The organism is Litoreibacter sp., from assembly GCF_058136045.1.
This window is the reverse complement of sequence record NZ_JBYVDD010000015.1, coordinates 136,397-150,480: the sequence shown is the minus strand read 5'-3', so window position 1 is coordinate 150,480 and position 14,084 is coordinate 136,397. Positions and strand designations below refer to the sequence as shown.

The window sequence follows — 14,084 nt, the reverse complement described above, 5'->3', positions numbered from 1 at the left end:
CCAGTGTATTGTCTTAAATTCTACCGATCCTCACTAGGTGGTGAAAGCCTGAAATTTAAGAGATGTTGTCGTGAGTGGGGAAGCTGGGTATCAATGACGTCGGCCCAAGAGAGAGAATACCCATGTCCAATAAGAATCGCGTTACTGATGAAGAGGCACTATCTTACCACCTTGAACCAACTCCAGGTAAGTTGGAGATTAATGCCTCCACCCCAATGGCGACGCAGCGCGACTTAAGTTTGGCCTATTCGCCCGGAGTGGCTGTGCCAGTAGAGGCAATCGCGGCGAACCCAGAGACAGCTTATGACTACACGACCAAAGGGAACATGGTTGCAGTGATTTCTAATGGGACTGCTATTTTAGGGCTGGGTAATCTTGGTGCTTTGGCCTCCAAGCCAGTGATGGAAGGTAAGTCGGTTCTTTTTAAACGGTTTGCTGATGTGAACTCGATCGACATTGAGTTGGATACAGAAGACCCAGATGAGTTTATCAATGCTGTACGGCTGATGGGTCCTAGCTTTGGGGGCATTAACCTAGAGGATATCAAGGCGCCTGAGTGTTTTATCATCGAGCAGCGCTTACGAGAAGAGATGGATATCCCTGTTTTTCATGACGATCAGCATGGTACGGCAGTGATTTGTGCCGCGGGACTTTTGAATGCGTTGTACCTGACTGGCAAGAAGATTGAGGACTGCAAAATTGTACTTAATGGGGCGGGCGCTGCTGGCATTGCCTGTATAGAGCTGATTAAGGCCATGGGCGCAAAACATGACAACTGCATTGCGTGTGATACGAAAGGAGTCATTTACCAAGGTCGCACGGAGGGGATGAACCAGTGGAAATCTGCTCATGCGGCAAAGACTACTGATCGCACCTTAGAGGATGCGATGATTGGGGCTGACGTCTTCCTTGGTGTGTCCGCAAAGGGTGCCGTTACGCAAAATATGGTTAAATCCATGGCGGACAACCCTGTTATCTTTGCGATGGCCAACCCAGATCCAGAGATCACACCGGAGGATGCCCATGAAGTGCGGCCTGATGCGATTGTTGCAACAGGGCGGTCTGATTATCCCAACCAGATTAATAATGTTTTGTGCTTTCCATACTTATTTCGCGGGGCGTTGGACATTCGTGCTCGTACAATTAATGACACCATGAAGATTGCCTGCGCCAAAGCATTGGCCGAACTTGCCCGCGAAGATGTGCCCGACGAGGTGGCAATTGCATATGGTCGAAAGCTGTCATTTGGGCGGGACTATATTATTCCAACGCCATTTGATCCGCGGTTGATCTATACGATTCCACCAGCTGTAGCACAGGCAGGAATGGACACAGGGGTATCTCGAAAACCAATCGTGGATTTTGATGGATACATCGCAAGTTTGCGCGCACGGATGGACCCAACAGCGTCTATGCTAGATGGCCTTCATAATCGGGCGAAGGCAAAAAATGCCCGCATGATTTTTGCCGAGGGTGATGACATTCGAGTGTTGCGTGCAGCCGTGTCGTATCAGCGTGCCGGACTTGGCCAAGCCCTAGTTGTGGGCAGAGAGGAAGACGTAAAAGCGAAGCTTGAGGAGGTTGGGCTAGGAGATGCTTATCGCGAATTAAGCATTGTGAATGCCCGAAACTCTGAACATTTGGATACTTATAGATCGTTCCTTTACGAGCGCTTGCAGCGCAAAGGCTATGATGCTCAAGATGTTCACCGGCTTGCGGCACGCGATCGGCATGTATTTTCGGCTTTGATGTTGGAGCACGGTCATGGTGATGGGTTAATCACTGGCGCAACGCGTAAATCTGCGCATGTTCTAGGCTTGCTTAACCACGTTCTTGATGTGTCGGTTGATGACGGTGCGGTTGGGGTAACTGTGCTTTTGCGCAATGGTCGGATTATGCTTATGGCCGATACGTTGGTTCATGAATGGCCAGATGAACACAATTTGGCAGATATAGCGGAACGCGGCGCGGCAACGGCGCGCTCTCTTGGTTTGGAGCCACGGGTGGCGTTTGTTAGTTTCTCGACCTTTGGTTATCCGGTCAGTGAACGAGCAGAGAAAATGCATTTAGCGCCTAAAGTTCTAGACGCTCGTGGCGTTGATTTTGAATACGATGGTGAAATGAACGTAGATGTGGCGTTGAATCCAGAGGTTATGGCCCAATATCCGTTCTGCCGTTTGACAGGGCCGGCTAATGTGTTGGTCGTTCCTGCGCGACATTCTGCATCGATATCGGTTAAATTGATGCAAGAAATGGGCGGCGCAACGGTGATTGGTCCAATTTTAAGCGGGGTAGAACATCCGGTCCAAATTTGTTCAACGACTTCGACGACGAATGACATTTTAAATATGGCGGTAATGGCTGCCTGTAATGTTGGGTGATCGACTGAAAAGGAAGGGTTCTGCCACATAGGGTTTCTAAGTAGGAAGGGGCTGCGCCTATTGAAGCTATGCAGCCATTTTCAATGGCAGAACCATTAGTATTTCTACGAAACCTCGCTAATTGCTACGCTTCGTCCCTCTTTGACCGAGAGCAACGCTGCTTCGGCAATTGTCAGAGCTTTTAGCCCGTCTTTGCCGCTTGGCGTGATTGTGGCTGTTTCGTTAAAATGGGTAATGAACGCGGAGATTTCGGCGGCATATGCGGCAAGATACCGGGTCATGAAAAAGTCAAACAATGGGGGCTTCATGTAGCCGTCAGCCGTTGCTACTTCGATACTTGTCTCGCGTTGGTTTTCCGCATTAACCATGCCTAGGGATCCAAGGACCTCGATTCGCTGGTCGTACCCGTAACTCGCGCGACGAGAATTGCTAATGGCACACTGTTTGCCTGTCGCAGTTGTTAGGATTATATTTGCGCTGTCGTAATCTCCGAGCTTGCCAATTTCAGGGTCAACCAACACAGAAGCGGTGGCTGTGACGGTTTCGATCTCCTCGCTGAGCAAAAAGCGGGCCATATCAAAATCATGGATGCTCATATCTTTGAAAATGCCACCAGAACTTTTGATATAGCTGGCGGGGGGCGCACCGGGGTCGCGCGAGATGATATTAACCATCTCGACCGCTCCAATGCGCCCCTCATCAATCGCGGCCTTCACTGCGCAGAAATGCGGATCGAACCGACGGTTAAAGCCGATCATCAGCGTCGCATTTTCGCTGGCCACAACATCAAGGCATTGCTTTACTCGCGTAATGCCCAGGTCGATCGGTTTTTCGCAAAAGATCGCTTTGCCCGCACGGGCAAATTGTTCAATTAGGTCGGCGTGTGTGTCGGTTGGTGTGCAGATCAGCACGGCATCGATGTCGGTTGCCTCGGCGATTTCATCTACTGTGCGCATTTCGCCGCCATAGGTTTCAATAAGCGCGGTTGCTGCCTGCGGAAACGCATCTGCAACAGCAATAAGGCGAGCGTCAGGGTTGCTTGTAACTGCTTTCGCGTGAACGTGCCCAATGCGGCCAGCACCCAGAAGGGCAAATCGGAGTGTCATAGAGTTATCCTCAAAGATTAATACGTGTTTCAGAGGTCGCGGATTGTGCGATTGCATGGATTATGCGTTCGATTTCAACGGCATCGTTGAAATTTGGGTGAGCGGCCTTGCCTTCGGCTATAGCCCGCAGAAATGTTGCTGCCTCGATGGTTTTTAAGTCATTAAATCCAAGTTGATGACCTGCCGCCGGGCAAAAATGGCCATAGGGTGCGTGTTCGGGACCTGACAGGATAGTTGTGAATCCTTGCTCTGCTTTTGGTCCGGAGTTGCGGTAAATTTGCAATTCGTTCATTCGCTCTTGATCAAAGCAAATCATACCTTTGGTCCCGTGGATTTCCCACGCGAGTCTGTTTTTCCGTCCCCACGCGGACCGCGATGTTGAAAGAGAGCCATGCGCTCCATTTTTAAACCGCACGATTGCGCTCGCGGTATCTTCATTTTCGACTACAGCGCTACCGCTGCCATCTAATAGTGGGCGGGTTTTGTGAATGGTTTGTAGGTCCGCGATAAGGCTTTCGATTGGCCCCACAACCCCTAATGCCATTGAAACCAAATGGCATCCTAAGTCGCCCAAAGCGCCAAGGCCAGCATCGGCCATCTTGGCGCGCCACGTCCATTCTAATTCGGGATCGGCTTGGTAGTCTTCGTCTACCCATCCTCGAAAATGAACAATATTTCCGATTGTGTTATCCGCGATCAGGGCTTGCGCGTGGGTGAAGGCGGGATTTTTAATGTAGTTGTAACCAACCATCGTTTTGACATTAGCCATATCCGCGGCGCGCGCCATTTCTTGTGCTGCTTCAAGCGTGAGGGACAATGGTTTTTCGCAATAAACGTGCTTCCCGGCAGCAATGGCGGCCATCGCCATGTCGTAATGTAGATGGTTTGGCGTTGTGATCGAAACGATATCAACTTGGGGGTCAGCAACCAATTCGCGCCAGTCATCTGTGGCGCGCTCAAATCCAAACTGAACTGCCATTTTTTGGGCTTTTTCAAGTGGCGAGTCGCATAGAGCTGCTAGTTTTGGCGTTGGAACATCGCCGAAAACAGCCTTTGCTGATCTGAAAGCCAGCGCATGAGTTTTCCCCATAAATCCTGTTCCGATAAGCCCAATTCCAACAGTTTTCATCCCTATACACTCCCCTTTAATTCTGAAATAGAATATATATTCTAATCCGTGGAATGATTTTGATCTGCCCATCTGTCAAGCGAAAAAGGATACTGAATGACAAAGCCGGTGGCGCCAAGCACCCTTGCCGAGTTCAACGCTAAACTACTGGAGATATCTGACGGGTTGCCAAAGCGCCTACGTCAATGCGCAGACTTTGTTGGGCGTAGCGCTGATATTATTGCGGTTTCAACCGTCGCGGAGCTATCTGCTGCGGCCGGTGTTCAGCCCTCTGCATTTATGCGGTTTTGCTCACTTATGGGCTTTTCCGGCTATTCAGAAATGCAGCGCCTTTTTCGGGAGGCGCATGTACAGCGTTGGCCAGATTACTCAACACGCCTCGAAAACCTTCGGGCGAGCGGCGAGGAATCTCCCTCCGCGCTGCTGGCAGAATTTGTCGATGCCGGGCGTATATCATTAGAAGGTTTGGCAAGTACAATTGACGCTCGAACGTTAGAAAGCGCTGTCTCTACGCTATCTAAGGCCCCGATGATTCATATCATGGGCCTCAGCCGTGCATTCCCTGTGGCGACCTACCTTGCCTATGCGTTTGAGAAGATGGGTGTACCAGCGATTTTGCATGGAAAGATCGGCAGCTTACAACAACGCCACGCGATCCGGGCTGATGATGTTTTGATTGTTATTACCTTTGCGCCCTACTCTAAAGAATCGCTTGATTTGGCGGAGTATGCCGCCAATCAGGGGAATGAAGTCGTTGCGATTACGGATGAGTTAAGCAGTGAACTTCTTGGGCTAAGCGCGATGATGCTGCACGTTTCTGAGGAAGATGTTGGTGCATTTCGAGCACTTGCAGCCCCACTGTCTCTTGCAATTACCCTTGCCGTTGCGGTCGGGGCGCGGCGCAAAACCGCAAAGTAGAAAATATTTATTGCATTTTTCTTATTTTAGAATATTTATTCCACATATCGGAGGTGTGGATATAGTTTGAATGGCTCTTGGTAGGCGTTCAACGCTCCACAAAGTCAAATAGGGAGAGACTAAATGAAGAAGATTGTTACCGCAGCCTTAGCGGCTGCTGCATTCACAGTATCAACGGGGTCGGCCGCATTCGCCGAAGGTGAGCGCTTTGTTTTGATTAGCCATGCTCCAGATAGCGATAGCTGGTGGAACACCATCAAAAACGCAATTGCGGTTGCTGGTGATCAGATGGATGTCACGGTTGAATACCGAAATCCCCCAACAGGAGATCTTGCTGATATGGCACGCATTGTTGAGCAGGCTATCGCCAGCAATCCAGATGGCATCATTCTTACAATCGCCGATTTTGATGTGCTGCAAGGCCCGGTTACCAATGCCGTTGATCAAGGTATTCCAGTCATTACAATTAACTCTGGCACGCAGGCACAATCTGAAAAGCTTGGTGCGTTGCTGCATGTTGGACAGCCAGAGTACGATGCAGGTTTCGGGGCTGGCAAGCGAGCCGCGGCCGAGGGCGTTACGTCATTTCTTTGCGTGAACCACTATATTACCAACCCCGCATCAGTTGAGCGGTGCTCTGGGTTTGCCGATGCGATTGGCGCCGATGTAAATGCAAGCATGATTGACTCCGGCCAAGATCCGGCGGAAATCAGCAACAAGGTTAGCGCCTATCTGGCGGCGAACCCAGATACTGGTGCTGTTTTAACGCTTGGGCCGACATCTGCGCATCCCACCTTGGCCGCGCTAGAAGCCGAAAGCCTTTCAGGTGAAATCTTCTTTGGCACATTTGACCTTTCCGGTGAAATTGCTGATGCGATTAAAGCCGATGTGATCTCGTTCGCAATTGATCAGCAGCCATACTTACAAGGTTACATGCCTGTTGTTATCCTGACCAATTTGGCGCGCTACGGCGTTCTACCTTCTGGTCACATGAACTCTGGTCCCGGCTTTATCACCAAGGACAGCATTTCATTCGTGGAGCAACATGCGGGCGTATATCGCTAAACAGCTTTGGGGCAGCGCAAGCAATTGTGCTGCCCTCTTTTTATCTAGGGGGGCGACATGGCCGACGAACGTATCAAACAAATCTCTAAATTTCGGCAGGCAATGATCCGTCCAGAGCTGGGGGCTATCGCAGGGACTATCCTTGTATTTTTGTTCTTTTTCATGATTGCTGGCGATAGCGGTATGTTTGGCCCAAAGGGCATCCAAAACTGGACAGTCGTTTCAGCACAGTTTGCTATTATCGCGGTGGGCGCTTGTCTTTTGATGATCACAGGTGAATTTGATCTCTCCATTGGGTCGATGATTGGGTTCGCGGGCATCGTAATCGCTATTCTATCTGTGCAATGGGGCTGGCCGGTTTGGATCGCCATTATCACAGCGTTTATTATCTGCGTCGCACTTGGGGCGCTTAACGGGTTTTTGGTAATTAAAACCGGCCTACCGAGCTTTATCGTGACACTTGCGTTCCTCTATATTCTGCGAGGTCTTACGATTTGGTTATCCATTCTAACTACTAAAAAAACAATTATTGGCGGCGTTAAACAGGTTGCCGAGGGTGATTGGCTCGCCCCTTTGTTTGGCGGGACAATATTTAGAGGCCTATTTCAATGGTTTGCCGATATAGGCCTTCTCGAGACATATACCCGTGGCAATCGTATTGGTCAGCCTGTCGTCGAAGGGGTGCCAATGCTCGTGGTTTGGGCGGTTGGTCTGATAATCTTTGGTCAGTGGTTGCTTACGAAAACCAAGTTTGGGAACTGGATTTTTGCGGCAGGCGGTGATCCGCAAGCTGCGCGCTATGTTGGCGTGCCGGTTAATCGCGTGAAACTGCTAATGTTCATGTTTACTGCTTTTTGCGCCTGTGTTTTTGCCACCGCACAAGTGATTGAATTCGGCTCGGCCGCTGCCGACCGTGGGCTATTAAAAGAATTCGAAGCCATCATTTGTGTGGTTATTGGCGGGGCATTACTGACGGGTGGATATGGCTCCGTAGTTGGTGCTGCCCTTGGGGCTTTGATTTTTGGTGTTGTACAGCAAGGGCTGTTTTTCTCGGGCGCTGAAAGCTCGCTGTTCCGGGTCTTCTTGGGGACTATTCTTATCCTCGCGGTGATCCTGAATACCTATATCCGCCGTATGATTACGGGAGAACGCTAGTGACTACTCCATTGATTAAAATGAATAATATTGAAAAACATTTTGGGCCAGTGATTGCTTTGGGTGGGGTGTCATTTGATGTCCTCCCAGGTGAATGCCATTGCTTGTTGGGGGACAATGGCGCGGGTAAATCTACGTTTATCAAAACAATGTCAGGGGTTCACAAACCTTCAAAAGGTACGATCTTATTTGAGGGTGAGGAGATGAACTTCAACAGCCCGCGTGATTCAATGAATGCAGGCATTGCCACTGTGTATCAGGATCTTGCGATGATCCCATTGATGTCGGTGACGCGCAATTTTTGGATGGGGAATGAGCCAACACGCAAATTTGGCCCTTTTTCTGTGATGGACTTCCAAAAGGCAAATTCGATTACAATGTCTGAAATGAAGAAAATGGGTATTAACTTGCGTGAGCCCACACAAGCAGTCGGCACACTATCTGGTGGCGAACGCCAGACGGTTGCTATCGCTCGTGCTGTGTATTTTGGGGCAAAACTTCTTATCCTTGATGAACCCACCTCTGCGCTTGGGGTGCGTCAAACGGCCAATGTCTTGGCCAACATTGACAAGGTGCGCAAGCAAGGTATCGCTGTGGTATTCATTACCCATAATGTGCGCCATGCGTTGGCGGTCGGTGATCGCTTTACAGTGCTAAATCGTGGTAAAACATTGGGAACAGCCGCCAAGGGCGAAATTTCGGCCGAAGAGCTACAAGACTTGATGGCGGGCGGTCAATCTATTGCAACACTCGAGGGCTCATTAGGGGGTACGGTGTGAAGTTTGATGTCATAACTATCGGTCGCTCATCTGTTGACCTTTATGGTGCTCAAGTCGGGGGGCGCCTTGAAGACATGGCCAGCTTCGAGAAATATATTGGAGGATCACCCACCAACATAGCAGCAGGCGCTGCGCGCCTTGGCCTCAAATCTGCGCTAATTTCACGGGTTGGTGATGAACATATGGGGCGCTTTATTCGTGAACAATTACAGCGCGAAGGTGTGAATACGGATGGTCTTGTTACGGATAAGGGTCGCCTTACAGCACTTGTTATTCTAGGCATCCGTGACCAAAAGCAGTTCCCGCTTGTTTTCTATCGCGAAAACTGCGCCGACATGGCCTTATGTGAAGCCGACATTGACCCGGAGTTCATCAAAAGCGCGCGTGCGATAGTGGCAACGGGTACACATCTAAGCCACCCAGATACAGAAGCCGCGGTGTTAAAAGCGTTGACTATCGCGCGTGACAACGGCCAGCAGACTGCGCTTGATATTGATTACCGTCCTAACCTTTGGGGGCTTTCTGGGCATGGTGACGGAGAGAACCGCTTCATCGCGGCCCCCGCGGTGACCGAGAGGCTGCAATCATCGCTGCATTTATTCGATGTAATTGTTGGAACAGAAGAGGAGTTTCATATTGCAGGCGGCACAACAGATACAATCGCGGCATTGCGCGCTGTGCGTGCGATTTCTAGTGCGACGCTGATCTGCAAGCGCGGGCCAATGGGTGCTGCGGCCTTTAGTGGCGCTATACCTAATAGCTTAGATGAGGGCGAAAGCGGCCCTGGCTTTCCAATTGAAGTGTTCAATGTGTTGGGCGCTGGTGACGGGTTTATGTCTGGCTTGCTTAAGGGCTGGCTTGACGGTGAAGACTGGCCGAAAGCGTTAACTTACGCCAACGCATGCGGTGCTTTTGCCGTTAGCCGCCATGGCTGCGCGCCTGCCTACCCAAGCTGGGATGAATTACAGTTTTTCCTCAAGCGGGGCGTTGTGACACCGGCTTTGCGGAAAGATACCGAGTTGGAGCAATTGCACTGGTCAACAAACCGCTCAGGTGAGTGGCCGGAAATGCGTGTGTTTGCTTTTGATCATAGGATGCAGTTGGAAAGTGTCGCGGGGGCAACCCCAGATAAAATTGGTGCGTTTAAAAAGCTTTGCGTGCAAGTGACAACGCAGGTGGCCAATGGTCGTGATGGCTATGGGCTGCTATGTGATGGGCGCTTGGGGCGTGATGGGTTGTTCCAAGCGGTTGACCAGGGCCTTTGGATTGGGCGCCCAGTTGAACTCCCCGGCTCTCGACCCTTGAAGTTTGAAGGCGAGGTCGGAGAAGATTGCGGTGGGTTGTCAGAATGGCCGCTATCACACGTGGTTAAGGTTTTGTGCTTCTATCACCCTGACGACACTCCTGATATGCGGGCCACTCAAGAGGCAAGTATTCAACGTCTATTCCAAGCCAGCCGCCGTAATCGGCTTGAGTTTCTGCTCGAGGTAATTTCGCCAAAAGTAGGTCCAATTACCGACGACACCACAGCGAGAACTATCCAACGGTTTTATGACATTGGCGTATTTCCGGATTGGTGGAAACTGGAGCCGATGCAAAGTGATGCTGCATGGCAAAACGCTTGCAATGCTGTCATTCATAATGACCCGCATTCACGGGGGATCGTGGTTCTGGGCTTGGGTGAAACTCAAGAGGCGCTTGAGCGTAGTTTTTCTGTTGCAGCACGCTACCCGTTGGTGAAGGGCTTCGCGGTTGGGCGCACAATTTTTGCCGAAGCTGCTGCTGCATGGATGCAGGGGGACATTACCGATCACGAAGCAATCAAAATCATGAGCGACAAGTATACGCGGTTATGTGAAATTTGGGATGGCGCGCGGGCCCAAGCAAATCAGGAACAGTCATGAAAACCATTCGCCTAACTGCGGCTCAGGCCATGATGCGCTATATCAGTGCGCAAATGAATGATCAGGGTGAGCCTTTCATCGCCGGGTGTTGGGCTATCTTTGGGCATGGGAATGTTGCGGGTATCGGCGAGGCCTTGCACGGGGTGCGCGACACCTTGCAGACGTATCGTGGTCATAATGAGCAGACGATGTGTCACGCCGCGCTTGCCTATGCGAAGCAGTCAGGGCGGAAACGGGCAATGGCTGTGACGTCTTCAATTGGTCCGGGTGCGACCAACATGGTAACGGCTGCGGCGCTAGCGCATGTAAACAGGCTTCCTTTGCTTTTGATTCCGGGGGACGTGTTTGCCAACCGTGCGCCAGACCCCGTTTTGCAACAAATCGAAGACTTTGACGATGGTACTATCAGTGCCAATGATTGCTTTCGCCCGGTGTCTCGGTACTTTGATCGCATTATGCGACCCGAGCACTTATTGACAGCCTTGCCTCGTGCGTTTGCTACGATGACAGACCCCGAGAAATGCGGCCCCGTGACGCTGTCTTTTTGTCAGGATGTACAGGCTGAAGCCTATGACTATCCAGTCAGCTTTTTTGTCTCGAAAACCTGGACAACGCGACGCATACAGCCTGACCCACACGAGTTTGAGGTTGTGCTGGCTGCTATCAACAGCGCGCAATCCCCTGTTATTATTGCTGGTGGTGGTGTGCATTATTCTGATGCCACAGGTGCTTTGCAAGGCTTCGCTGAGGCTCATAATATCCCTGTGGTTGAAAGTCAGGCGGGCAAATCTGCGCTGCCATGGGATCATCCTTTGAATTTAGGTCCTGTTGGTGTGACTGGGTGCAAACCTGCCAATGATTTATGCGAAACCGCTGATCTAGTGCTTGGTGTTGGGACGCGCTTTCAGGATTTCACAACGGGTAGCTGGGGATTATTTAAGAACCCTGAACGCCAGTTGGTTAGTATAAATGTCGCTGCTTATGACGCTGTTAAGCGTGGCGCACTTCCGTTGGTTTGTGATGCAAAAGTTGGGCTGAATGCCTTAAGTGCGGCCTTGGGGACGTTTAAAATAGCGCTGCATGACTCTACACTGAAATCAACGTGGTTTAATATGGTGGATAGGCTGACAGATGCGCCAGTCGACACGGATAAACTACCAACTGATCAACAAGTTATTGGTGCTGTGCAACGTACAAGCGGCCCCGATACAGTGATCATGAGCGCTGCCGGAACTATGCCCGGAGAGCTGCATAAGCTGTGGAAAGCGCCGCGCGCTGGTAGCTATCATATGGAATATGGCTACTCCTGTATGGGGTATGAGATTGCCGGTGCTATGGGCATCAAAATGGCCCAACCAGCGCGTGACGTGGTTTGCATGATTGGTGATGGTAGCTACATGATGGCCAATTCCGAGCTGGCTACGGCGGCTATGATGGGCATTAAAATTACCGTCGTTTTAACTGATAATCGCGGGTATGGGTGCATTAACCGGTTACAAATGGGTACAGGTGGCGCCGAGTTTAATAACCTTCTTGCGCATAGCCTTCATGGCGATAATAGCCAGATTGATTTTGTTGCCCATGCTGCCAGCTTGGGTGCGACAGCGGTTAAAGCCGACAGTATTGGCGCATTAGAAGATGCGCTCGCGCAAGCGAAGCAGGCCACCGGCCCCTTTGTCGTGGTGATTGATACGGACCCGTATCCAAGCACGCCAGACGGTGGCCATTGGTGGGATGTCCCGGTGCCTGAAGTTAGTACGCGTAAGCAGGTCAGCAATGCCCGTGCTGAATATATGAAAAATACGAAAGACCGAGCATGATTTTTTATGGCACCAACCCTATTGCATGGTCGAATGATGACGATCAAACGCTGGGCGCCCACATCACGCTTGAGCAATGCCTTGATCAGACTGCGAGCATCGGTTTTGACGGCATTGAAAAGGGACATAAATTGCCAACGACGGTTGCTGGCGTTGAAAAAGAGCTGGGGGAGCGCGGCTTAAGATTTATTTCGGGCTGGCACTCGCTGAATTTACTCACCAATTCGATTGAGGATGAAAAAGCGGCAATGCAGCCGTTTCTTGATTTCCTAAACGGAGTTGGCGCAAAGGTGATTATTACTTGCGAAACATCCAATGCAATTCACGGTGCTGACGATACTCCTATTAGCAATAAGCCCAATTTAGAGCCTAGCGAATGGTCAAAATTCGGGGCTGGTGTCGAAACGCTAGCGCAGTTTGCAGCCGATCAGGGCATCACGCTCGTGTATCATCACCATATGGGCACTATTGTCGAAACACCCGATGAAATAGACTTGTTCATGGACAGCACTGGCCCCGCGACACATCTGCTATTTGATACGGGGCATTGTTATTTTGGCGGCGGTGATCCCGCTGAGGTTTTGACGCGTCACATGTCTCGTGTTGGACATATCCACGCTAAAAATGTGCGCCCTGAAGTCATGGCCGAGGTTCGTGAGCAAGGGCTGTCATTTCTTGAAGGTGTCCGGCGCGGAGTTTTCACGGTTCCGGGTGATGCAGAGGGCGGTATAGATTTTGCGCCCACCTTAAAAGTAGCTGCTGATCATGATTATTCAGGGTGGCTTGTGATTGAAGCGGAGCAAGACCCGAAAATACGCGATCCGCTAACATATCAAACGCTTGGATTTAACGCTTTGCGCGATATGGCGCGTGCTGTGGGCCTTGATAAAAACTGAACCTAAACCCATTTGTTAGGATACTTACTATGAGCAAGCTCCTTGTGAAACCGAACGGCACAACAGGTAAAGTTCACGATGTGACGCCTGAAACTGCTGGTTGGAAATACGTTGGATTTGGTCTGTACCGTCTATCTGCTGGCGAAACTGCGCATGAATTTACACACGATACAGAGGTTATTCTGGTGTTGGTGGAAGGCAAGGCGACTGTCAGCGCTGCTGGTAATGATTTTGGTGAGATGGGAGATAGGATGAATGTGTTTGAACGCACACCGCCACATTGCGCCTATGTGCCAAACAATTCAGATTGGACTGCCACGGCGACAACGGATTGCACACTTGCAGTTTGTTCCGCTCCCGGAAAGGGTAATCACCACGCGCAAGTTATTGGACCGCACGGGATTTCTTTGGAGACCCGCGGGAAAGGTGCAAACACTCGCTATATCAATGCTATTGGGATGGAAGAACGCGATATCGCAGATAGCCTTTTAGTCACAGAAGTCTTTACCCCAAGCGGTAATTGGTCATCGTATCCCCCTCATCGACATGACGAAGATAACTTCCCGGAAATGACGTATCTTGAGGAAAGCTATTATCATCGGCTAAACCCGCAACAGGGCTATATCCATCAACGTGTGTTTACTGATGACGGTGATCTGGATGAAACAGTGTCTGCGTCTAATCATGATGTTGTATTGGTTCCTAAGGGGCATCACCCGTGTGGTGTACCATACGGGTATGAGTCATATTATTTAAATGTAATGGCAGGGCCATTACGTAAATGGCGTTTTAAAAATCATCCAGAGCATGACTGGGTTTTTCAGCGCGACAAGGAAACGTAGGGAACATAAGGCCTCTTTTCAACCAAATTAGATCCTATTATTGCGCTAGGCTAGATGCATTTGCGGTCTGATGTGGTGCATAGTTTGCG

Annotated in this window: 11 protein-coding genes; 9 read left to right on the top strand and 2 right to left on the bottom strand. The window is 50.4% G+C overall.

The features are described 5' to 3' along the window. Positions 1-122 precede the first annotated feature (122 nt). Complete coding sequence (locus tag AC3Y7R_RS16310) at positions 123-2,381, top strand: NADP-dependent malic enzyme (RefSeq protein ID WP_490043129.1); 2,259 nt, start codon at positions 123-125, stop codon at positions 2,379-2,381. A gap of 104 nt (positions 2,382-2,485) precedes the next feature. Here the strand turns inward: AC3Y7R_RS16310 and iolG are convergent, their stop codons facing one another. Together iolG and AC3Y7R_RS16300 are read right to left on the bottom strand one after the other, a co-directional pair. Continuing rightward, the gene (gene iolG, locus AC3Y7R_RS16305) at positions 2,486-3,487 is read right to left on the bottom strand and encodes an inositol 2-dehydrogenase (RefSeq protein WP_490043128.1); all 1,002 of its coding nucleotides are present in this window, start codon (positions 3,485-3,487) and stop codon (positions 2,486-2,488) included. Between the two features lie 10 nt (positions 3,488-3,497). After that, entirely contained in the window at positions 3,498-4,616 is a 1,119-nt protein-coding gene (locus AC3Y7R_RS16300) for a Gfo/Idh/MocA family protein (RefSeq protein WP_490043127.1), read from the bottom strand. 96 nt (positions 4,617-4,712) lie between these two features. Between AC3Y7R_RS16300 and AC3Y7R_RS16295 the strand changes: the two genes are divergently transcribed. From AC3Y7R_RS16295 to iolB, 8 genes are all read left to right on the top strand, one after another. Further along, entirely contained in the window at positions 4,713-5,534 is an 822-nt protein-coding gene (locus AC3Y7R_RS16295) for a MurR/RpiR family transcriptional regulator (RefSeq protein WP_490043126.1), read from the top strand. Between the two features lie 123 nt (positions 5,535-5,657). Next, the gene (locus tag AC3Y7R_RS16290) at positions 5,658-6,599 is read left to right on the top strand and encodes a sugar ABC transporter substrate-binding protein (protein ID WP_490043125.1); all 942 of its coding nucleotides are present in this window, start codon (positions 5,658-5,660) and stop codon (positions 6,597-6,599) included. Between the two features lie 57 nt (positions 6,600-6,656). Beyond that, on the top strand, positions 6,657-7,754 hold the full coding sequence (locus AC3Y7R_RS16285) for an ABC transporter permease (protein ID WP_490043124.1): 1,098 nt from the start codon (positions 6,657-6,659) through the stop codon (positions 7,752-7,754). Positions 7,755-7,774: 20 nt separating this feature from the next. Beyond that, entirely contained in the window at positions 7,775-8,533 is a 759-nt protein-coding gene (locus AC3Y7R_RS16280; protein ID WP_490043152.1) for an ATP-binding cassette domain-containing protein, read from the top strand. Beyond that, entirely contained in the window at positions 8,530-10,437 is a 1,908-nt protein-coding gene (locus AC3Y7R_RS16275; RefSeq protein WP_490043123.1) for a bifunctional 5-dehydro-2-deoxygluconokinase/5-dehydro-2-deoxyphosphogluconate aldolase, read from the top strand. Before AC3Y7R_RS16280 ends, AC3Y7R_RS16275 begins: the two co-directional genes overlap by 4 nt. Beyond that, complete coding sequence (gene iolD / locus AC3Y7R_RS16270; protein ID WP_490043122.1) at positions 10,434-12,257, top strand: 3D-(3,5/4)-trihydroxycyclohexane-1,2-dione acylhydrolase (decyclizing); 1,824 nt, start codon at positions 10,434-10,436, stop codon at positions 12,255-12,257. The genes AC3Y7R_RS16275 and iolD overlap by 4 nt, the downstream gene beginning before the upstream one ends. After that, positions 12,254-13,153: a myo-inosose-2 dehydratase gene (iolE, locus tag AC3Y7R_RS16265; RefSeq protein WP_490043121.1), complete on the top strand. Its 900-nt coding sequence runs from the start codon at positions 12,254-12,256 to the stop codon at positions 13,151-13,153. Before iolD ends, iolE begins: the two co-directional genes overlap by 4 nt. Positions 13,154-13,182: 29 nt before the next feature. Beyond that, entirely contained in the window at positions 13,183-13,995 is an 813-nt protein-coding gene (gene iolB / locus AC3Y7R_RS16260; protein ID WP_490043120.1) for a 5-deoxy-glucuronate isomerase, read from the top strand. Positions 13,996-14,084 lie beyond the last annotated feature (89 nt).

Coding starts and splice junctions, on each gene's coding strand:
- AC3Y7R_RS16280 (WP_490043152.1), top strand. CDS start 7,775: ATGAATAATATTGAAAAACATTTTGGGCCAGTGATTGCTTTGGGTGGG.
- iolE (WP_490043121.1), top strand. CDS start 12,254: ATGATTTTTTATGGCACCAACCCTATTGCATGGTCGAATGATGACGAT.
- AC3Y7R_RS16300 (WP_490043127.1), bottom strand. CDS start 4,616: ATGAAAACTGTTGGAATTGGGCTTATCGGAACAGGATTTATGGGGAAA.
- AC3Y7R_RS16290 (WP_490043125.1), top strand. CDS start 5,658: ATGAAGAAGATTGTTACCGCAGCCTTAGCGGCTGCTGCATTCACAGTA.
- iolD (WP_490043122.1), top strand. CDS start 10,434: ATGAAAACCATTCGCCTAACTGCGGCTCAGGCCATGATGCGCTATATC.
- AC3Y7R_RS16310 (WP_490043129.1), top strand. CDS start 123: ATGTCCAATAAGAATCGCGTTACTGATGAAGAGGCACTATCTTACCAC.
- iolG (WP_490043128.1), bottom strand. CDS start 3,487: ATGACACTCCGATTTGCCCTTCTGGGTGCTGGCCGCATTGGGCACGTT.
- AC3Y7R_RS16285 (WP_490043124.1), top strand. CDS start 6,657: ATGGCCGACGAACGTATCAAACAAATCTCTAAATTTCGGCAGGCAATG.
- iolB (WP_490043120.1), top strand. CDS start 13,183: ATGAGCAAGCTCCTTGTGAAACCGAACGGCACAACAGGTAAAGTTCAC.
- AC3Y7R_RS16295 (WP_490043126.1), top strand. CDS start 4,713: ATGACAAAGCCGGTGGCGCCAAGCACCCTTGCCGAGTTCAACGCTAAA.